Origin of the sequence: Idiomarina sp. OT37-5b (assembly GCF_002968395.1) — a bacterium.
Lineage (GTDB): Bacteria > Pseudomonadota > Gammaproteobacteria > Enterobacterales > Alteromonadaceae > Idiomarina > Idiomarina aquatica.
Genome location: NZ_CP027188.1, coordinates 1 through 20,405, shown reverse-complemented (window position 1 = coordinate 20,405; position 20,405 = coordinate 1). Strand labels below are relative to the sequence as shown.

At 49.6% G+C, this 20,405-nt stretch carries 16 protein-coding genes; 8 read left to right on the top strand and 8 right to left on the bottom strand.

Annotated features, from left to right (window positions below; translation table 11 throughout):
* Nucleotide 1 precedes the first annotated feature (1 nt).
* From fmt to trkA, 3 genes are read left to right on the top strand one after another with little or no spacing between them, the layout of a single operon-like run.
* Entirely contained in the window at nucleotides 2-967 is a 966-nt protein-coding gene (fmt, locus tag C5610_RS00080; protein WP_105305310.1) for a methionyl-tRNA formyltransferase, read from the top strand.
* Nucleotides 967-2,286: a 16S rRNA (cytosine(967)-C(5))-methyltransferase RsmB gene (gene rsmB / locus C5610_RS00075; RefSeq protein WP_105305309.1), complete on the top strand. Its 1,320-nt coding sequence runs from the start codon at nucleotides 967-969 to the stop codon at nucleotides 2,284-2,286. The genes fmt and rsmB overlap by 1 nt, the downstream gene beginning before the upstream one ends.
* Nucleotides 2,283-3,659 (top strand): Trk system potassium transporter TrkA, encoded by a 1,377-nt coding sequence (trkA, locus tag C5610_RS00070; RefSeq protein WP_105305308.1) that lies wholly within the window; start codon nucleotides 2,283-2,285, stop codon nucleotides 3,657-3,659. The genes rsmB and trkA overlap by 4 nt, the downstream gene beginning before the upstream one ends.
* Here trkA and C5610_RS13565 read toward each other — a convergent pair.
* The gene (locus tag C5610_RS13565; protein ID WP_158682632.1) at nucleotides 3,656-4,264 is read right to left on the bottom strand and encodes an IMPACT family protein; all 609 of its coding nucleotides are present in this window, start codon (nucleotides 4,262-4,264) and stop codon (nucleotides 3,656-3,658) included. The genes trkA and C5610_RS13565 overlap by 4 nt on opposite strands.
* Complete coding sequence (locus tag C5610_RS00060; protein ID WP_262339908.1) at nucleotides 4,257-6,266, bottom strand: transglycosylase SLT domain-containing protein; 2,010 nt, start codon at nucleotides 6,264-6,266, stop codon at nucleotides 4,257-4,259. Before C5610_RS00060 ends, C5610_RS13565 begins: the two co-directional genes overlap by 8 nt.
* A gap of 87 nt (nucleotides 6,267-6,353) precedes the next feature.
* Between C5610_RS00060 and fadB the strand changes: the two genes are divergently transcribed.
* The 3 genes from fadB to tusA all read left to right on the top strand — a co-directional run bounded on the left by fadB (nucleotide 6,354) and on the right by tusA (nucleotide 10,064).
* A complete protein-coding gene (fadB, locus tag C5610_RS00055) occupies nucleotides 6,354-8,510 on the top strand; it encodes a fatty acid oxidation complex subunit alpha FadB (RefSeq protein WP_105305307.1) in 2,157 nt (718 codons plus the stop codon).
* 19 nt (nucleotides 8,511-8,529) lie between these two features.
* On the top strand, nucleotides 8,530-9,693 hold the full coding sequence (gene fadA / locus C5610_RS00050; RefSeq protein WP_105305306.1) for an acetyl-CoA C-acyltransferase FadA: 1,164 nt from the start codon (nucleotides 8,530-8,532) through the stop codon (nucleotides 9,691-9,693).
* Nucleotides 9,694-9,821: 128 nt separating this feature from the next.
* Nucleotides 9,822-10,064 carry a sulfurtransferase TusA gene (gene tusA, locus C5610_RS00045; RefSeq protein ID WP_105305305.1) on the top strand — a complete coding sequence of 81 codons (243 nt, stop codon included), beginning with the start codon at nucleotides 9,822-9,824 and terminating at the stop codon, nucleotides 10,062-10,064.
* Between the two features lie 37 nt (nucleotides 10,065-10,101).
* On the opposite strand, the gene C5610_RS00040 is transcribed toward tusA, so the two are convergent.
* Both C5610_RS00040 and C5610_RS00035 read right to left on the bottom strand, forming a co-directional pair.
* Nucleotides 10,102-10,578, bottom strand: coding sequence for a GNAT family N-acetyltransferase (locus C5610_RS00040; RefSeq protein WP_105305304.1), 477 nt, complete (start codon nucleotides 10,576-10,578; stop codon nucleotides 10,102-10,104).
* 10 nt (nucleotides 10,579-10,588) lie between these two features.
* The gene (locus tag C5610_RS00035; protein ID WP_105305303.1) at nucleotides 10,589-11,194 is read right to left on the bottom strand and encodes a DNA-3-methyladenine glycosylase I; all 606 of its coding nucleotides are present in this window, start codon (nucleotides 11,192-11,194) and stop codon (nucleotides 10,589-10,591) included.
* Nucleotides 11,195-11,287: 93 nt separating this feature from the next.
* Here C5610_RS00035 and glyQ point away from each other — a divergent pair, with 93 nt between their 5' ends.
* Both glyQ and glyS read left to right on the top strand, forming a co-directional pair.
* Nucleotides 11,288-12,202 (top strand): glycine--tRNA ligase subunit alpha, encoded by a 915-nt coding sequence (glyQ, locus tag C5610_RS00030; protein ID WP_105305302.1) that lies wholly within the window; start codon nucleotides 11,288-11,290, stop codon nucleotides 12,200-12,202.
* Between the two features lie 3 nt (nucleotides 12,203-12,205).
* Entirely contained in the window at nucleotides 12,206-14,272 is a 2,067-nt protein-coding gene (gene glyS / locus C5610_RS00025; RefSeq protein ID WP_105305301.1) for a glycine--tRNA ligase subunit beta, read from the top strand.
* A 93-nt stretch (nucleotides 14,273-14,365) separates the two neighbouring features.
* Here the strand turns inward: glyS and gyrB are convergent, their stop codons facing one another.
* Genes gyrB through dnaA form a run of 4 tightly spaced genes read right to left on the bottom strand, consistent with a single transcriptional unit; the run spans nucleotide 14,366 to nucleotide 20,405 of the window.
* Complete coding sequence (gyrB, locus tag C5610_RS00020; RefSeq protein ID WP_105305300.1) at nucleotides 14,366-16,783, bottom strand: DNA topoisomerase (ATP-hydrolyzing) subunit B; 2,418 nt, start codon at nucleotides 16,781-16,783, stop codon at nucleotides 14,366-14,368.
* A gap of 2 nt (nucleotides 16,784-16,785) precedes the next feature.
* On the bottom strand, nucleotides 16,786-17,889 hold the full coding sequence (recF, locus tag C5610_RS00015) for a DNA replication/repair protein RecF (RefSeq protein WP_105305299.1): 1,104 nt from the start codon (nucleotides 17,887-17,889) through the stop codon (nucleotides 16,786-16,788).
* A gap of 14 nt (nucleotides 17,890-17,903) precedes the next feature.
* Nucleotides 17,904-19,007: a DNA polymerase III subunit beta gene (gene dnaN / locus C5610_RS00010; protein WP_105305298.1), complete on the bottom strand. Its 1,104-nt coding sequence runs from the start codon at nucleotides 19,005-19,007 to the stop codon at nucleotides 17,904-17,906.
* A gap of 30 nt (nucleotides 19,008-19,037) precedes the next feature.
* Nucleotides 19,038-20,405, bottom strand: a complete 1,368-nt coding sequence (gene dnaA, locus C5610_RS00005; protein ID WP_105305297.1) for a chromosomal replication initiator protein DnaA — start codon at nucleotides 20,403-20,405, stop codon at nucleotides 19,038-19,040.

Below are 20,405 nucleotides of genomic sequence, written 5' to 3'. Positions count from 1 at the left end.
CATGAGCCAACCGCTAAAGATTGTGTTCGCCGGCACACCCGAGTTTGCTGCACGACATTTACAAGCGTTGCTGGCATCGAAGCACCAGGTGGTCGCCGTTTACACTCAGCCGGATCGCCCTGCCGGTCGTGGTAAGAAATTACAGCCGTCCGCGGTGAAACAACTCGCGCAACAGCATGAATTGCCAGTGTTGCAGCCTGAGTCATTGAAAGCTGAAGAGGCACAGCGCGAGTTGGCACAGTTGGACGCTGACGTGATGGTTGTGGTCGCTTACGGATTACTATTGCCACAACGCATTCTTGATACACCGCGCTATGGCTGCATTAATGTGCACGGTTCGTTGCTTCCTCGTTGGCGCGGTGCCGCCCCGATTCAACGTGCCATTTGGGCCGGCGATGAAAAATCCGGTGTGGCAGTAATGCAGATGGAAGCCGGCCTCGATACTGGTCCTGTATTACACGAAGTCAGCTGCGACATAGCCGCTGACGAAACCTCTGCCTCCTTATATCAAAAGCTGGAGGCACTGGGTCCTGATGCGTTAATTACCGTGCTCGATGAGCTTGAACATTATCGTCATCAAGCGACCCCTCAGAACAACGATCAGGCGACCTATGCCAAGAAGCTCAGTAAAGATGAAGGGCGTATTGACTGGAACCTGTCAGCACAACAACTTGAACGCAACGTACGAGCGTTTTTCCCATGGCCGACGGCCTGGTTCGACATCGATGGCTTCAAAGGAAATCAGTCGATGGTCAAAGTGCTGAAAGCACAGTCATTACCTTCAACAACTCAGAACACGGCAGCAGGAACCATTGTCAGCGCGACCGCTGAAGGTATTGATGTAGCCTGTGGAGACGGCGTTTTGCGCATACTCGAAGCGCAAGTCCCGGGGAAGAAACCGCAACCAGTGGCAACACTCGTGAACGGGTATGCCGACATTTTTAGTAACGGGAAGCAACTCTCTTAATGACCAAACCTCAAACCAAGCTTTCCGGCGCAGCAAGCCGAGCCGCAGCGACCCGCGCATTACACCGGGTGCTAAATGACGGCGAAAGCCTGACCAACGCTTTACCCGCAGAAACGGAACAGCTTGATGGCAATGACAAACGATTAGCGCAAGCGATTTGCTACGGGGTGTTGCGTTTTTTACCCACGCTTAATCGTTTAGTTGCCGCCAAATTAAATAAGCCGCTCAAAGGCAAACTGTCGATCCTCAACACTCTTTTGTTAGTGGGCGCTTACCAACTATATCAACTCCGTACCAAAGACCATGCAGCGGTCAGTGCCACGGTAGAAGCGGCAAAACAATTAAAACGGAAGAACCATACCGGCCTGATCAACGGAATTTTGCGCCAATTGTTACGCGAGGCGCCAGCGCGGGATGAACAAGATCAACGGACACTCCCTGATGACCCGTTATTCAACCACCCACGTTGGTTTGTTGACGCCTTACAGACAGACTACCCAGAGCGCTGGCAGTCGATTTTAACGGCTAATAATCAACACCCGCCGATGTGGTTGCGTGTGAATGAATCGCGCACGTCGGCCGCCGCTTACCAGAAACAGCTATTAGAGCAGGAAATTATCGCCCACACTGACCACGAAGTCAGCAGCGCCCTGCGTCTGGACAAAGCCTGTTCGGTCGAACGTTTGCCCGGCTTCAGTAAGGGCGACGTGTCGGTTCAAGATCGTTCAGCACAAATGGCCGGTTTTTTTCTAAACGCAGACGCAAGTCATCGTGTGCTTGATTGCTGCGCAGCGCCGGGCGGCAAGACGCTGCACTTACTGGAACGACATCAGTTCACAACGCCTTTAGTGGCGCTGGACGTCGATGCACAACGACTTGAACGTGTACGTGAGAACCTCGCGCGACAACAACAACCCGCTAACATTATTTGCGCCGACGTCGCTGATTTGGAGGCCTGGTGGGATGGTAAACCATTTGATCGCATCTTACTGGATGCGCCCTGCTCCGCAACCGGAGTGATTCGTCGTCACCCGGATATTAAGTGGTTGCGACGCAGAACCGATATCGAAGCATTGGTATCGTTACAGGCAACGATTATGGACACCATCTGGCAAACCTTAGCCGACGGTGGCGAATTGCTCTACGCAACTTGCTCGGTGCTGAAACAGGAAAATCAGACCCAGGTTGAACACTTCCTCAGCCGCCATCAAGATGCTAATCTACTGCCGATATCCGAGCAGTCAGCGACGCTGCAACTGTTTCCGGAAACCTCCGGCGGCGATGGTTTCTTTTACGCAAGGTTAAGAAAACAATCATGAAAATCATTATCTTAGGTGTTGGTCAGGTTGGCGGAACGTTAGCGGAGAATCTTGTTGGCGAACGCAATGATATTACCGTCGTTGATACCGATACCGACCTGCTTGAGGCACTGCAAGATAAGTATGATTTACAAGTTGTTGTCGGCAATGGTGCGCACCCGGATACGTTGCGTCGAGCCGGCGCGGAAGACGCGGATTTAGTGATTGCAGTAACCAACAGCGACGAAACCAATATGATCGCCTGTCAGGTTGCCTATTCCATTTTTAATACGCCGACAAAAATCGCCCGAATTCGCTCTGAGGAATACATTCGTTACCGCGATCAGCTGTTTCACAAGAACGATGCCCCGGTTGACTTTATTATCTCGCCGGAACAATTAGTCACGAATTACATTAAAAAGTTGATTGATTATCCCGGAGCATTACAGGTTATGGAGTTTGCCGGTGGCCGCGCCAGCTTAGTCGCCGTTAAAGCCTATTATGGCGGTAAATTGGTGGGACACGCGATCTCCACGCTGCGCGAGCACATTCCTAATATCGATACCCGTGTTGCGGCGATTTATCGTCAAGGACATCCCATACGTCCTACCGGCACCACCATTATCGAAGCCGATGACGAGGTTTTCTTTATTGCCGATACCCGCCATATCAGCACGGTAATGGAAGAATTGCAGAAATTAGAAACCAAGTACCGCCGCATCATGATCGTCGGCGGCGGAAATATTGGCGCTGGTTTAGCCAAACAGCTTGAAAGCGACCATCGCGTTAAGCTGATTGAGCGAGATGACGCGCGTGCCGAAGAGCTGTCGCAACGTCTTGAGCATACGCTGATTTTTCGTGGTGACGCCTCAGATCAAAAATTACTTGAGGAAGAGCACGTTGAGGACATCGACGTTTTCATTGCAGTAACAAACGACGACGAAGCCAATATCATGTCAGCGATGCTGGCAAAACGCATGGGTGCGCGTAAAACGATGGTACTCATTCAGCGCAGTGCATACGTCGATTTAGTGCAAGGCGGCGAGATAGATATTGCCATTTCGCCACAAAGAGCAACCATTTCAGCGCTGTTAACGCACGTTCGCCGCGGTGACATTGTCAATGTTTACTCATTGCGTAAGGGCGCAGCTGAGGCGATTGAAGCCATCGCACATGGTGACGAAAAGACATCGAAAGTGGTCGGTAAAGCCATAAAAGAGGTGAAGTTGCCACCGGGAACCACCATCGGCGCCATTGTAAGAGGCAATGAGGTGCTGATGGCTCACAGCGAGACCATTATTCAGGCGGATGACCATGTCATCATGTTCTTACTGGATAAAAAATACATCGATGAAGTCGAGCGCTTGTTCCAGCCCAGCGCGATGTTCTTTTAACACTTCCGCAGTTTCAACTGCCCTTGCGAAACCGCGTCCAAACGCTCTTGCAAGGGCGCCAGCTCGTCCGGTATCAATTCAATACGTTGATGCACTTGCTCGGTAAACTGACTGTCGCTGACACGCACATCAAATTGTTGCCACAAAGGTTCTATGGCTCCCTGCAGATGATAAGGGTAGTCGAGTTCAAAACTTTCCCGATACACCACCAGCTCGGTCGGCAGCTTCTCGAGTGCGGCGGCAACCGCCTGACCGTAGGCCCGTTGCAACCCTCCGGTACCTAACTTGACACCGCCAAAGTAACGCACCACCACCGCAGCAACATCACCCAGCGGAGCGTTCTGCAACACTGTCAACATGGGTCTGCCTGCGGTACCTGAGGGTTCGCCGTCATCGTTACAGCTAAACGTTCCCTGCTGTGGCGAGCCTAAAATACTCGCCGTGCAATAATGGCTGGCTTTGGGCCACTGTTGCATTGCACGATCGCTCAATTGGTGCAGGTCCTCGGGTTGCTTCATGATATCAACGACGGCGATAAAACGACTGTTTTTAACCACCGTCTCCGCCACTGCAGTCGTTGCCGGACGTCGATAGTTGCTAGTCATAACTTGGCTGAATCTTCATCGCTTCTAAGGTTTCGAATAAGTTGCCCTGATTTTCATGCAGTAAATAGTAAATCTGTTGATAAGTCATCACTGCCTTCACGTAATCACGCGTTTCATAATATGGGATTTGCTCAATCCATTCATCGGCTGGTGTCGGGCTTTGTGGTAACCAGTCGAGAACCTTGTAATAACCGGCATTGTAGGATGCCGTCGCCAGCACATGGTTCTGATCAAAGCGATTCTGTAATCGGCTGAGATAGTAAGTCCCCAGATCAACGTTGACTTCGGGTCGATGCAGTTGTCGATAGCTGATGTTATCGTTACGTAACCGCCGCGCGGTACTTGGCAGAATTTGCATCAACCCGCGTGCACCCGCGCTCGAATAGGCATCCGCACGAAACGCACTTTCACGGCGAGTAATAGCCATCGCCCAGGTCGGATCGATACCCACTTTATTCGAGGAATCCGTTAACAATTGACCATAAGCCATCGGGAAACGAATATTTATGGCATCAAAGTGGCCAATCTGCGCCAATGTCCATATCGCCTGATCATGCCACTCCCATTCACTCGCCAGCAACGCGGCCGCTTTGTGCGCCTCGCCATCGAGTTCAGTGAGCAAATGGTTCCATTCCCGGCGCGCGTCGACAAAACGCCCCAACTGAATAAATTCATAGGCTCGCTGTGCGCTCGGATGGTTTCGGACTTGTTCTAGCTCCATCAAGCTGACATCAATAGGCTCTCGTTCCAAACTGACCGGCTTACCCAATCGGGCAGAAGCCAGGAAACCATAATAGTTTCGCTCCTTGGCCAGCTCACTGTAGATTTCATTAGCACCCAGCTCATCACCGCTCAATTGACTGGCACGAGCCAACCAGTAACGCCACTGAGCTCCTCCGGCAATGGCTGCAGGAAGGCTTTGAATCGCTCGCTTTAAGTTACTAAAGTCGCGATCTCTTAAGTACGTCGCAAGTCGCCATTGCAGCGTGCGTTCATCAAGGGCGGACGGCGGCACCCGCTGATGCCAGACGCGTGCTTCTGGATGATCTTTCAGGCTCAGTGCCACCGCAAACTCAGCGGCTATTTGTTGGCGCTGTTCACGGTTAAACGGCAGTTTTTGGCTGAGCTTATCAAAAGCTTTTAAGGCAAGGTTTTCATTCGCCCAAATCAATTTTTGCAAGCCAAACGCGGCGATTTCGGCTTCTCTTTTTTGATCGACCCCGCGCCAGCGGCGGTCAGAATAGATAGCCGCCGGTGAATAGCGAACTTTATGATAGAGGTCCCCTAGATATCGGAGGTTTTCCGGTAGCAGCCCGGTTAGGTAAGGAATTAACGTTGGGTTACCGCCGTTGGCAGCTAAACTGATCCGTTGCCAAACCTTATCCGTGGTTCTTGCACCCAGATCAGCCCATTCATTCAATATCGAATTACAGGCCGTTGGTACCGAAAAGCCGTGCTTCCATATCGCATCGACTTTTTTGATGAACGGCGCGTCAGCCAGCCCCTGATTACGCTCAGCGGCAATCAACTGGCAACGGTGCGTTAGTGTGCCGGGGTGGCGGAAGTCGCGAATAAAGCGCTGCTCTTCACCCTGACTGGCCAAATACGTTAACCACGGGCGGCGTAATTGCCAGTCCAGCGGCGTCCCCTCGTACTGTTCTAAAAACGACAACACACGCTGTTCATTAGCCAGATAACCAACCTGCTGCAAACGTTCAAGCTCCAGGTAAGGTTTTAACGGGTAACCATCAAGCTGTGTCAGTAGTCTTCGATACTCCGCCAGACGTCCACGTTTGGCTGCATATTCCGCTTTTCTGAATAGTTCCCGCTGCTCTGCGCGCTTTGCCTCTGAACCGGCGGCCGACGATGGCACCGAGCAGACAAGCGCCATCGACACTAGCGCCGTAGCCGCGAGTGCTTTACTGTAACGAATGATAAACGACTGCTTTTTCATTAATTCAAACGCATGTTTAAATAACCGTTGAAAAATTGGCGCATTCACGCCAAACTCTTTCTACCTTAACCTAAAGCTATATTAGAATCAGTTTCTTTATAGCACTAAATTTATGGATGTCGTGGGAGACCCAACATGATTTACCAAGGTGAAAGCATTCGGGTCGACTTTATTGAACCCGGTTTTGCCGAATTACAATTCGACGCGAAAGGCTCGGTCAATAAATTCGACCAAGCAACACTGGAAGAATTCAGTGAAGCTCTGACAAAACTAAAAAATACGGACGACCTACGCGGTGTTATCGTCACCAGCAGCAAATCCACCTTCATTGTTGGTGCTGACATAACCGAGTTTTTAACGTTATTCTCGGATCAAGAACAGACTCGTAGCTGGGTTGCAAAAGCTTCCCGTGTATTTGACCAATTAGAAGACTTGCCGGTACCAACAGTGGGTGCCGTTAAAGGATTTGCGCTAGGTGGTGGCTGTGAAGCCTTGCTAGCGTGTGACTACCGTGTCGCTGATACCACCGCAACGATCGGTTTACCGGAAGTTAAACTGGGCCTTATCCCTGGCTTTGGCGGCACCATGCGTTTGCCGCGCATTATCGGCCCGGACAACGCGTTAGAGTGGATTACAACCGGCAAAAACAACAGCGCCGAGGATGCCTTGAAGGTTGGCGCGATTGACGCCGTTGTCGCTCCGGAAAAACTGACCGAAGCGGCACTTAACCTAACCAAAGCGGCGGCAGCCGGCGAACAGGACTGGCAGGCTAAACGTCAACCTAAGCTTGAACCTCTAAAAGCTAACGACACTGAGCTGACCATGACCCTGGTTACCGCAAAAGGTCTGGTCGCGGCGAAAGCAGGCAAGCATTACCCTGCCCCTCATAAGGCCATTGAAGCCATCGAAAACGGTGCTCGCGAACATCGCGAAGGCGCACTTAAAGCGGAGAACAATGCGTTCTTCGACTTAACCCAAACCGATGCATGCCGTGCACAGGTTGGTATCTTCCTGGCGGATCAGGCGGTCAAAGGCAAGTCTAAAAAGTACGCCAAATCAGCGACCAAAGAGATCAAATCGGCGGGCGTACTGGGTGCCGGCATCATGGGCGGCGGTATTGCCTATCAGTCAGCGCTAAAAGGCGTTCCGGCAGTGATGAAAGACATCAAGCAGGACGCGTTGGATCTTGGCATGAAAGAAGCCGGTAAGATCCTGAAAAAAGGTGTTGAACGCGGCAAGGTCAACCACGAAAAAATGATCAAGGTATTGTCGTCGATCACGCCAACCTTGCTGAACGACGCCGTCAAAGACGTTGATATTGTCGTCGAAGCCGTTGTTGAGAACCCGAAAGTTAAAGGGTCGGTATTGGCGGAGATCGAGGGTGTTATCGGCAACGATGCCATTCTTACCTCAAATACCTCAACCATCTCAATTACCGAACTGGCGAAAAACCTAAAACGTCCAGAACAATTCTGCGGCATGCACTTTTTCAACCCAGTGCACAAAATGCCCTTAGTAGAGATCATTCGTGGCGAAAAGACGTCTGATGAGACGGTCGCCGCGGTCGTTGCTTACGCACTAAAACTGGGTAAAACGCCGATCGTTGTTAATGACTGCCCAGGTTTCTTAGTCAATCGCGTGTTGTTCCCATACCTTGCAGGCTTCGCCGGCATGGTTGACGAAGGGGTCGATTTTGTCGGTATCGACAAAGTCATGGAAAAACAATTCGGTTGGCCAATGGGCCCCGCCTACCTCAGTGACGTCGTCGGTATCGATACCGCCGATCATTGTACGGTGGTGATGGAAGAAGGCTTCCCAAGCCGAATGAAGCGAGACACCTCGAGCGCCATTGCCAAACTGGCTGCCGCTGAACGTTACGGTCAGAAAAATGGTAAAGGTTTTTACGTTTACGGTACCGATAAGAAAGGCAAGCCAACGAAAGACGCCGATCCGGCAACTTATGAACTGCTTGGCTGTGAACAAGGCAAAAAACTTGAAGCCGATGACGTTATTGCGCGTTGCATGATCCCTATGGTGAACGAAGTCGTGCGCTGTCTGGAAGAAGGTATTGTCGGCTCTGCTGCTGAAGCAGACATCGCGCTACTTTATGGTTTAGGCTTCCCTCCTTTCCGCGGAGGACCTTTCCGCTACCTGGAAACCATGGGTATCGATAACTTTATTAAGCTGGCAGACCAATACGCTCACTTAGGCGAAATTTACCAAGTGACTGACGGTATGCGAGAAATGGCCAAAGCCGGCAAATCTTATTTCGACACGACCCGTGCGAAGTAAGGCGAGAGGAGGTTAAATTATGAAAGACGTAGTCATCGTAGATTGCATTCGTACGCCAATGGGGCGTTCTAAAAATGGTGTATTTCGCCACACCCGTGCCGAAGACCTCTCAGCCGCGCTGATGAAAGGGCTGCTTGAACGCAACCCACAAGTCGATGTCAACGAACTGGAGGACATCTACTGGGGATGTGTGCAGCAGACGCTTGAACAAGGCTTTAACATTGCCCGAAACTCAGCACTTATTGCCGGCATTCCGCATTCTGTCGCCGGTGTCACCGTAAACCGTCTGTGTGGTTCATCTATGCAGGCTCTGCACGATGCAGCCCGGGCAATTATGCACGGCGACGGCGACATTTTCATGGCGGGCGGGGTTGAACACATGGGTCATGTTCCAATGACTCACGGCATCGATTTTCATCCGGGAATGAATAAATCCGTTGCAAAGGCAGCCGGCAGCATGGGCATGACCGCCGAATTACTGTCGCGCAAATTCGGCATTACCCGTGAACAGCAGGACGCTTTTGGCGCTCGTTCGCATCAAAAAGCGCACCAAGCCACGGTTGAAGGCCGTTTTGCTAAGGAAATTCTGCCGATGAACGGCCATAACGCCGATGGTGAACTGGTTCGAGTGACCACCGATGAAGTTATTCGCCCGGAAACCACAGCCGAAGGTCTGGCACAGTTACGGCCGGTATTTGATCCAGCTAACGGTACCGTCACTGCGGGTACCTCGTCGGCGCTTTCTGACGGCGCGGCCGCTATGTTGGTGATGTCCGCCGATAAAGCCAAGGCGCTGGGCTTAACACCACGTGTACGTATTCGTTCTATGGCCGTTGCTGGCTGCGATCCGTCAATTATGGGATACGGCCCTGTGCCGGCAACCGAGAAGGCGTTGAAACGCGCAGGTGTCAGCATTGACGACATCGATGTGGTTGAGCTCAACGAAGCTTTTGCAGCGCAGTCTCTGCCTGTTCTTAAAGGCCTGAAACTGTTCGACAAAATGGATGAAAAGGTTAACCTTAACGGCGGTGCTATCGCTCTGGGTCACCCATTGGGCTGCTCTGGCGCGCGTATTTCCACCACCTTGATTAACCTGATGGAAGAGAAAGACGCCAAACTTGGCCTGGCGACCATGTGTATCGGTCTTGGTCAAGGTATTGCTACCGTCTTCGAACGCGTGTAAGTTGCGTTTTTAACGCAGTTAGCCACGCACAGTGAGGCTGTTTGTCGCTCGTTGACCTTCAGGTTGAAACGGGCAGCAAACAGCCTTTCGTTTTCGTCGCACAAAAAGAGTCGATTTAACTTAACTTAATGCAACACATGAACGCAGATAAAGAACTCGATACGCTGGGACTACGCTGCCCTGAACCGGTGATGATGGTGCGCGCCACGATCCGTAAAATGGCCGTTGGCGAGGTGTTACTCGTAATAGCCGATGATCCAGCAACAACGCGGGATATTCCTGGCTTTTGTGAGTTTATGGAGCATCAACTGGTGGCCCAGGAAACAACCGAGACGCCCTACCGTTATTGGGTTAGAAAAAGCCACGGATAGGTCGCGCCATTGGCGCGACGCCGTTTAATGACTGAGATTACAAATACATTTCCCAGAATTCTGCTTTACCGACATCACCTAATTCATAGGGTTTGAAACCAAATTTCTTATAGGCGTTTTTAGCGCGTTCGTTCTTATCGAGCACTTCCAGCGTCAACTTTACGCAGCCACGAAACTGAGCCAGAGTTTTTACTTCCTCAAGCAGTTTTTGCGCTACGCCCTCGCCGCGGTATTCAGGAATAACCGCGATATCGTGAATGTTCATCAGCGGTTTTGCGGCGAACGTCGAAAAGCCCTCAACACAATTGGCGACACCAACCGGTTGATCACCATCAAAGGCGATTAACGAAAACACGTGATCGCGCTTGTCCATCTCTTTGATGAGATTTTCTTTAACCTCATCACTGATGCCTTCGCCTCCGCCCATCGGATCTTTGGCATAAGCATCCAACATAGAAATTACCGCTTGAGCATGGGCAGGATTTGAATAATCCGCCAATGTTATTTCAATCATTGTTTATCCACTAACTGGTTAATGAAAATTGCGTCATCTCTTCACACACTGGCTGATAACAATGGCAGTCAACCAGATGGTCATTCATCATACCGACTGCTTGCATGAAAGCATAACAAATTGTCGGACCAACAAACTTGAATCCCTGTTGTTTCAACGCCTTTGCCATTGCACGTGACGCCGCAGACTCGGTTGGAACCTCTTGTAAGGTACGAAACGCATTAATTTGAGGCTGATGATCAACAAACTGCCACAACCAATGCGCGAAGTTAAGTCCTTTTTGCTGCATTGCGAGGTAAGCTTGCGCATTGACAAAAATTGCATCGATTTTTGCGCGACTGCGAATAATGGCTTTGTTACTGTAAAGCGCATTCCGTTCATCATCGCTCATCGCAACAATGGCCTCTGGCTCAAAGCCCTTGAAAGCCTGTTCGTAGCCTTGTTGCTTGCGTAAAATCGTCAACCAACTTAAACCCGCCTGCTGACCATCAAGACATAATTTAGCGAACAATTCGACAGGATCACTGACAGGCCGCCCCCACTGTTGATCGTGGTAGCGCCGATAATCGTCTGCCTGCTCACACCATGGACAACGATTTTGCGTAGCTTTTGTCATTGGGTCCCCTATAACCTAGGCGCATCAAAGGGTATAATCTAGGCATATTTTTTAGTCAGTGGTCAACTACCCGCACAGTATAAGAGAACATTTATGTCTAAATACGATGTAAAAACCTTTCAAGGATTAATCCTTGCGTTGCAGGACTACTGGGCGCAGCAAGGCTGTGCTGTAGTCCAGCCTCTGGATATGGAGGTCGGCGCCGGAACCTTTCACCCGATGACATTTTTGCGCTCGTTAGGGCCTGAACCTGCGAGTTTTGCTTATGTGCAACCTTGCCGCCGCCCTACTGACGGTCGCTACGGTGAAAACCCCAACCGCCTGCAACACTACTATCAGTTTCAGGTCATCATGAAGCCGTCACCGAAAAACATTCAGGAGCTTTATTTAGGCTCACTTGAATTACTCGGTTTTGACACACTGACCCACGACATTCGCTTCGTTGAAGATAACTGGGAATCCCCAACCCTGGGCGCCTGGGGACTGGGCTGGGAAGTTTGGCTCAACGGTATGGAAGTGACGCAATTCACTTACTTCCAGCAAGTTGGCGGCATTGAATGTAAGCCAGTTTCTGGTGAAATCACCTATGGTCTTGAGCGTCTGGCAATGTATATCCAGGGCGTCGACAGCATTTACGATTTAGTATGGACGGACGGGCCTCGCGGTAAGATTTACTACCGTGATGTATTCCATCAAAACGAAGTGGAACAATCCACTTACAACTTTGAATACGCCGATGTCGAGGTGTTATTTCAGCGTTTTGAAGACTGTGAAAAGGAATGTCAGCTACTGATTGATAAAGCGCTGGCACTGCCCGCTTACGAGCAAGTGATGCGAGCCTCTCACGCCTTTAACCTGCTGGATGCCCGTCATGCGATATCCGTTACCGAACGTCAGCGCTATATTCTCCGCGTACGGACGATGGCGAAAGCTTGTGCTGAGGTTTATTACCAGTCGCGCGAAGCGCTTGGCTTCCCTCTTTGCCAGTCTCAATCAGAAGGAGCTTAAACAGTGAGAAAAGATAATTTGTTGATCGAACTTGGCACTGAAGAGCTTCCTCCTAAAGCACTTAAGTCGCTGAGCGAGAGTTTTGCTGAGGGTATCAAGCAAGGATTAGAAAGTAGCGGTCTTAAATTTACCGCGATTCAACCTCTGGCAACGCCCCGCAGACTGGCAGTTAAGGTCAGCCAACTTGATGCCGAGCAAGCCGACAAAGTGGTTGAAAAACGTGGGCCGTCCGTTGATGTCGCTTTTGATGATGATGGTAAACCGACCAAAGCCGCAGAAGGCTGGGCTCGCTCTAATGGCATTACGGTTGAACAAGCACAGCGCCTGAAGACCGATAAAGGTGAATGGTTACTGCATAAGGCAGATGTTAAAGGTGAACCCTTAAGTAAATTGCTACCGGGGATCGTCGAGTCGGCGTTAAAGCAATTACCGATTCCTAAGCCAATGCGTTGGGGAGACAGCGACGCACAGTTTATCCGTCCGGTACATACATTGACGCTGGTTTACGGCGATCAGTCAATTGATGCGGAATTACTCGGGGTTCGTAGCGCACGTCATATTCTTGGGCACCGCTTCCACGCACCGCAGGGCTTTGAACTAGCCCACGCCGATGACTACGAGGAGCAGCTCAACGCACACTACGTAAACGTTGACCAACAACAGCGCATGGACACCATTCGTCGTGAGGTTAACCGGATTGCGGCAGAGCTTGGTGGCAAGGTTGTCGAAGACGAGGCTCTGATTGAGGAAGTCTCAGCATTGGTTGAATGGCCTGTTGCATTGCAGGCAAGCTTTGACGAAGCGTTTTTGGACGTCCCTAAAGAACCGTTGATTGTTACCATGAAAGACGACCAACGCTACTTCCCGGTCGAAGACGACCAGGGACGCCTGTTGCCGCGCTTTATTTTTATTACCAACATTGAAAGTAAAGATCCGCAGCAAATCGTGCAGGGTAACGAAAAAGTGGTTCGCCCACGACTTGCTGACGCGCAGTTTTTCTTTGAAACCGATAAGAAACAAAGCCTTGAGTCACGCCTACCCAAGCTCGCTTCGGTGTTATTCCAAAAACAACTGGGTAGCATCCAAGACAAAGCCGACCGCATCAGCGCATTGGCAGGACAGATTGCCGGACAATTGAATGCCTCCGTTGATGACGCCAAGCGCGCCGGGCTGTTATGCAAAGCTGACCTGGTCAGTGAAATGGTACTCGAGTTTCCAGAAACGCAAGGGGTAATGGGTAAACACTATGCCCTGAACGACGGCGAAAGCGAAGCCGTTGCAGAAGCCATCGAGCAACACTACTGGCCACGTTTTTCTGGTGATAACTTACCGGTGTCTGATGTTGCCTGCGCCGTTGCGCTTGCCGACAAGCTGGATACGCTGGTCGGTATTTTTGGTATTGGCCAGACCCCCAAGGGCGACCGTGACCCCTTTGCGTTGCGCCGCGCCGCACTTGGCCTTATCCGCATCATGGTGGAAAAAGGACTGAATCTCGACTTACAAGATGTCATTTCCACCGCCGCAGACGGTTTTGCCGATCGCTTGAGCAACAAGACAGTGGTGAGCGATGTGTTTGAATTTCTAATGGGGCGTTTCCGTCCTTGGTATCAAGACCAAGGCATCGATGTCGATGTTATTCAGGCCGTCATTGCACGCGCTCCGTCGCGCCCTGCTGACTTTGATGCACGCATCAAGGCCATCGCATCATTTAAGCAATTAGACGCCGCAGAGAGCCTTGCAGCGGCTAATAAGCGTGTTGGTAACATTCTTGCCAAGTCTGAGATAGAACTTACGGGTGTTATCAACCACGACCTGCTCAGCGAAGCACAGGAACAAACCTTAGCCGCCAAGATTGCTCAAACCGAAAAGAGTTGCGAACCGGATCTCGCTACCGGTAATTATGAAGGTGCGCTTTATCGTATGGCTGACTTAAGAGACGACATTGATGCTTTCTTTGATAACGTCATGGTTAACGCCGACGACGAGAAGGTGAAAACGAATCGCTTAAACCTGTTGATGCAATTACGGAATCTGTTTTTGCGGGTTGCGGATATTTCGTTACTTCAGTAACCGCTCGATAAAAGCCTATGAGCAAACAAAAAGCCTCGCATTAGCGAGGCTTTTTTATGTTCGTTCATCAAATTTTCAGTTCAGCGCAACGCGTTAAACGTCCAGGTTAGCAACTTTCAGTGCGTTAGACTCGATGAATTGACGGCGTGGCTCTACCTCGTCGCCCATCAGTGTCGTGAAGAGCTGGTCCGCTCCAATCGCATCTTCGATGGTTACCTGCAACATACGGCGAGTCTCAGGGTCCATGGTGGTTTCCCACAGTTGCTCAGGATTCATCTCTCCTAGACCTTTGTAACGCTGTACATAAAGGCCACGTTTCGATTCACCAATCAACCACTCTACCGCGTCAACAAAATGCGAAATCGGTTGCTTCTTATCGCCGCGAACAACGTAACCACCCTCTTCAACCAGTGAATCAATTTCGTCACCAACCGTTACGATCTGCTCATAGTCTTTCGACATCAGAAACTCGTAACTCAGTGGGTATTCTGTATCAACACCATGCTGACGAATATTGGTTGATGGTAGCCACATTTGGCGCTCAGTATCTTCTTTTAAGCTAATGGTATAAGTTGCTGAATCAACTTCACGCGCCGTTAGATCCTCGTTAAGGGCCTTGACCCACTCATCCATATAGGCTTTGTCTTTCAAACGTTGGTCGGTTAACCGTGGCGCGTAAAAGAGGCGTTGTAAAAACTTCTCAGGAATACGGCGACTTAATCGTTTGATGGTGTCCTGAGCCAATTGGTAACCATTAACCAAGTGTTCCAAACGCTCACCGGTAATGCCTGGTGCGTCTGCATTAACGTGCAACGACGCATTATCCAAAGCGAGGCTGGTCAAATAACGAATCAGCGCAGGGTCATCCTTGATATAGGTTTCTTGTTTACCCTTCTTCACTTTATACAGTGGCGGCTGGGCAATATAGATGTAACCGCGCTCGATAATTTCAGGCATCTGACGATAGAAGAAGGTCAATAGCAGCGTACGAATGTGCGAGCCATCAACGTCAGCATCGGTCATAATGATGATGCGGTGATACCGGGTTTTATCCGGGTTATATTCGTCTCGTCCGATACCACAACCCATAGCGGTGATCAGCGTACCGACCTCTTGTGAAGAAAGCATCTTATCAAAACGCGCTTTTTCCACGTTTAGAATCTTACCTTTCAGCGGCAGAATCGCCTGGTTTTTTCGGTTACGCCCCTGCTTAGCAGAGCCGCCTGCCGAGTCACCCTCCACAATATAAAGTTCGGATAACGCGGGATCTTTTTCCTGACAGTCGGCCAGTTTTCCCGGTAAGCCGGCAATGTCCAGCGCTCCTTTACGGCGCGTCATTTCGCGAGCTTTTCGGGCTGCTTCACGCGCACGGGCTGCATCGATAATTTTATTAACGATGGTTTTGGCGTCTTGCGGGTTTTCTAACAAGTAGTCAGACAGCCGCTCATTCATGGTTTGCTCTACAGCGGTTTTAACTTCTGAAGACACCAATTTCTCTTTCGTCTGTGATGAGAATTTAGGGTCCGGAACTTTGACCGAAATTACCGCTGTCAGACCTTCACGTGCATCGTCACCCGTTGCCGAGGTTTTGGCTTTTTTCGTGTAGCCTTCCTTTTCCATGTAGTTGTTCAGGGTTCGGGTCAGTGCCGCACGAAATCCGGCCAGGTGTGTACCACCATCGCGCTGTGGAATGTTATTCGTATAGCAATAAATATTCTCTTGGAAAGAGTCATTCCATTGCATACTAACTTCGACGGATATCCCGTCTTCTCGCTCTGAACTAAAGTGGAAAGCCGTTGGGTGAATCGGCGTTTTTGCTTTATTCAAGTAAGTTACAAAAGCGGCGATGCCACCTTCGTATTTAAAATGGTCTTCACGATCGTCACGTTCATCGCGCAGACGAATGGCAACGCCAGAGTTCAAAAATGATAATTCACGAAGCCGTTTGGCAAGGATGTCGTAATGGAACAACGTATCGGTAAATACATCCGGGCTTGGCCAAAAACGTAACTCGGTACCGGTTTGGTTGGTATCACCTACTTTTTGAATATCGCTTTGAGGCTCACCCAAATGATAGGTTTGTTCGTATATGTGTCCTTGACGACGGATAGTTAACGTCAGCTTATCCGATAACGCGTTAACCACCGAAACACCAACACCGTGAAGACCGCCAGATACTTTGTATGAGTTATCATCAAACTTTCCGCCCGCGTGTAATACGGTCATAATAACCTGCGCAGCGGAAACGCCCTCTTCTTCGTGAATATCAACTGGAATACCACGGCCGTCATCTTTTACAGAAACCGACCCATCGGAATGGATGGTTACCAATATTTCTGAGCAGTGTCCTGCCAAAGCTTCATCGATGGAGTTATCTACTACTTCAAACACCATATGATGAAGACCTGTGCCATCATCTGTATCACCAATATACATGCCTGGGCGCTTACGCACGGCATCGAGTCCTTTTAGGACTTTAATACTGGATGAACCGTAGTTATTTTCTTCCATAGTTAGTTCTCAATATGACGTTTTAGAATTCCGTGTTCCACGTGGAACATTGCGGGTTCTTTTTTAAAATTATCGGACAGTGAGTTAATACTCACTGAACTTATAAATACTTGGTTGTCACTGTCTTCGAGCAACTCGCAAAACTTTCGCTGATTATCTCTATCGAGCTCGGACGTCAAATCATCCACAATTATAATGCAAGCTAATCCCGTTGCTTCGTTTAACAAGCGAGCTTGAGCGAGTTTCATACTCGCTACAAGGACTTTTATCTGACCTCGAGATAGACGTTCTTTGGCAGCAACGCCATCCGCGATAATTTGCAAATCAGCTTTATGCGGCCCAACACTGGTGTGTCCATATTTGACATCGTTACTGATGGATCCACTTAATGCGTCTGACAGCGTTTTATTGCTATCCCAACCGACTTTTAACGAAACATCTAGTGTAACATCTGGCAGGAATGTTTGTGCTATTGGCTTCAAATATTTACCTAACCGCTCAACGTAGCCTTGGCGTTGTTCCGTAATCTCTTGCCCATACAAACAAAGTTGCTGCACCCAATACTTATCTTCTGCCTGGCTGTAGTTCAGCCTTTTTGTTTTAAGTAACTTATTGCGATGTCGCAACACTTTATTATAGTTTGACCAGAGTCCGAAAAAAGAATGTTCCACGTGGAACACTCCCCAATCAACTAACTGCCGGCGGGTACTCGGCCCACCCGCAATCACTTCAACCGATTCTGGGGTAAACAACTGGACCGGTACGTTTTTGGCTAAATCGGCAAGTCGAGCCTCTTTGCTGCCATTGATTCTAAGCTGGTGTTCGCCATTAACGTTACGGGACATACCAAACCGTTGTTGGGAATCAACGTCGCTGGCATCATGACCTTCGCAAAAAAGGGTAAACTCATCAGCGCCGGATTTTATCAGGGGACGGAAGCCGCCAGGCCGAAAACTACGCCCGAACCCGAATAAGTAGATACCTTCCAAAAAGCTGGTTTTGCCAGACCCGTTCTCGCCGAAAACAACATTGATTCCCGGGCCAGGCTTCACTTCCAGATGCGAAAAATTCCTAAAATTATTCGCTATAAACCGAGTTATTCGCATAAACGCATCAGCGCCTACAACCTCATTGGCATGACCACATAACAACAAGAATCGTCGTGTTGTGGCTCAATCAACGCGCTGCTATTAGAGTCTGCCAAGGTGAAACTGATTTCAGTGTCATCGACATTATTAAGTACATCCAGCAGATAGCTGACGTTAAAGCCAATCTCGAGATCCTCACCTTGATAGTTGACCTCAATCACTTCTTCAGCCTGCTCTTGTTCTGGGTTTGTAGCGGTAATGCACAGTTCACCACTGGATAAATTTAAACGAACGCCCCGGAATTTCTCGTTCGATAAAATCGAAGCACGGCCGAAGGCCTGACGGAGTAAATCCCGGTCGGCGATAACGACTTTATCGCCACCGCTTGGTAATACGCGACGATAGTCGGGGAAACGACCATCAACGAGTTTACTGGTGAATACGATAGATTCAGACTCAATGCGAATATGGTTATTGCCAATTGCAACGGCGACTTCAATCTCCTCGTCGCCAAGTAACCGAAGCAATTCTACAACCCCTTTACGAGGCACTATCACCTGTTTTTGCGCAAGGCCCGGCTGATTAATGGTGCAGCTGCTCATGGCCAGACGGTGGCCGTCTGTTGCCACCGAACGAAGCATTCCGTTATCCGTCTCGAACAACATGCCGTTTAAATAGTAGCGCACGTCCTGGTTGGCCATGGAGAAATGCGTTTTTTCCATTAAGCGCTTTAAAATAACCTGATCGGTTACAAAATTAATATCGCTGGTCCAATCGTCGATATTGGGGAAATCATCAGCCGGTAACGTGCTCAGCTTGAACTTACTGCGGCCGGAACGTACAAAGGCCTTATCCTCTTCTGCGGAAAATTCGATTTGCGCCTCATCAGGTAAGCTGCGAACAATATCCAACAGTTTCTTAGCAGGCACGGTTACCGCGCCGTCACCACCGGAGGCCTCAACCATTACCGACGAAACCAATTCAACTTCCAAATCAGTTCCTGTCAATCGCAATTGCCCGCCCTGAACCTGCAACAGCAAATTAGAAAGAATGGGCAACGTGTGACGACGCTCAACCGCTCCACTGACGACTTGAAGCGGTTTAAGAAAAGCATCCCGGCTAACTGTAAATTTCATGATTCTTTCCCCTGATTTGACCTGCTCGCATTAAGACGACAATGTGCGAATAAGGTTTCTGTAATCTTCTTTAATGTCGTGTTGTTCTTCTTTTAACTTTTGTATTTGCCGGCACGCGTGCAACACCGTTGTATGATCGCGACCGCCAAATGCATCACCAATTTCCGGTAGACTATGGTTCGTCAATTCTTTCGCTAACGCCATAGCCAACTGCCTTGGACGAGCCACTGAGCGACTGCGGCGTTTTGACAAAATATCGGCAAGTTTGATGTTATAGTACTCGGCAACGGTTTTTTGAATATTATCAATAGTAACGAGCTTTTCCTGCGCTGCAATAAGATCGCGCAAGGCTTCTCGGACAAAATCTATCGTGATCGCCCGTCCCGTCAAGGATACATTCGCTACGACCCGGTTCAACGCCCCTTCAAGTTCGCGAACATTTGAGCGCAAACGCTTAGCAATAAAAAAGGCGACTTCATGTGGCATGTGTAAACCACGTTCTTCTGCCTTTCGAATCAAAATTGCTACACGGGTTTCAAGCTCTGGTGGCTCAATAGCAATGGTCAAACCCCAGCCGAAACGAGACTTAAGACGATCTTCAACACCATCGATTTCCTTTGGGTACAAATCACTGGTCATAATGATTTGCTGATTACCTTCGAGCAACGCGTTAAAGGTGTGGAAGAACTCTTCTTGAGAACCCTTTTTATTCGCGAAGAAGTGAATATCGTCAATCAACAATGCATCTACCGAGCGGTAATAGCGTTTAAACTCATTAGTCGAGCTGTTACGGATCGAATTAACCATATCCTGGACAAAGCGCTCAGCACGAATATAAAAAACTTTTGCGCCCTGCTTGTGAGCCATGATGCCATTACCAACGGCGTGCAACAGGTGAGTTTTACCCAGGCCTGTGCCACCGTAGACAAACAATGGGTTATAGACGCCACCAGGGTTCTCGGCGACTTGAATTGCCGCTGCTCGTGCTAACTGGTTGGATTTACCTTCGACAAAGTTATCAAAGGTGTACTCCGGGTGAATGTTGCTTTCGAACTCCTCGATGTCCTGCGGTGACGATCGGCCAAACGTCGGCCCTGACCGTTTGGTCGGTGTTCGAGTTCGTGCGTTACTGCTTTGCTGATTCGACGACGTGCTAACATTACCGACCTTAATGATCACCTTCGGCGCTTTATTATCGGTGACTTCATTAAGGATCGAATTAATGGACTTTAGATACTTATCGCGAACCCAATCGACCGAGTAAATGTTCGGCGCGTAAAGCGTTAATGTGTCGCCTGACTGCTCCGCCTGAATTGGCCGAATCCAGGTGTTGAACTGCTGCAGAGGTAAGTCAGATTGCAAGCGTTCAGAGCACTGCTGCCAAAGCGAATTATTCAC

What these genes read in the sequence shown, in the direction of transcription:
- rsmB (WP_105305309.1), top strand. Translation starts at nt 967, where the DNA reads ATGACCAAACCTCAAACCAAGCTTTCCGGCGCAGCAAGCCGAGCCGCA.
- recF (WP_105305299.1), bottom strand. Translation starts at nt 17,889, where the DNA reads ATGCGAATAACTCGGTTTATAGCGAATAATTTTAGGAATTTTTCGCAT.
- fadA (WP_105305306.1), top strand. Translation starts at nt 8,530, where the DNA reads ATGAAAGACGTAGTCATCGTAGATTGCATTCGTACGCCAATGGGGCGT.
- fadB (WP_105305307.1), top strand. Translation starts at nt 6,354, where the DNA reads ATGATTTACCAAGGTGAAAGCATTCGGGTCGACTTTATTGAACCCGGT.
- C5610_RS13565 (WP_158682632.1), bottom strand. Translation starts at nt 4,264, where the DNA reads ATGACTAGCAACTATCGACGTCCGGCAACGACTGCAGTGGCGGAGACG.
- gyrB (WP_105305300.1), bottom strand. Translation starts at nt 16,783, where the DNA reads ATGGAAGAAAATAACTACGGTTCATCCAGTATTAAAGTCCTAAAAGGA.
- tusA (WP_105305305.1), top strand. Translation starts at nt 9,822, where the DNA reads ATGCAACACATGAACGCAGATAAAGAACTCGATACGCTGGGACTACGC.
- C5610_RS00040 (WP_105305304.1), bottom strand. Translation starts at nt 10,578, where the DNA reads ATGATTGAAATAACATTGGCGGATTATTCAAATCCTGCCCATGCTCAA.
- dnaN (WP_105305298.1), bottom strand. Translation starts at nt 19,007, where the DNA reads ATGAAATTTACAGTTAGCCGGGATGCTTTTCTTAAACCGCTTCAAGTC.
- trkA (WP_105305308.1), top strand. Translation starts at nt 2,283, where the DNA reads ATGAAAATCATTATCTTAGGTGTTGGTCAGGTTGGCGGAACGTTAGCG.
- C5610_RS00035 (WP_105305303.1), bottom strand. Translation starts at nt 11,194, where the DNA reads ATGACAAAAGCTACGCAAAATCGTTGTCCATGGTGTGAGCAGGCAGAC.
- glyQ (WP_105305302.1), top strand. Translation starts at nt 11,288, where the DNA reads ATGTCTAAATACGATGTAAAAACCTTTCAAGGATTAATCCTTGCGTTG.
- fmt (WP_105305310.1), top strand. Translation starts at nt 2, where the DNA reads ATGAGCCAACCGCTAAAGATTGTGTTCGCCGGCACACCCGAGTTTGCT.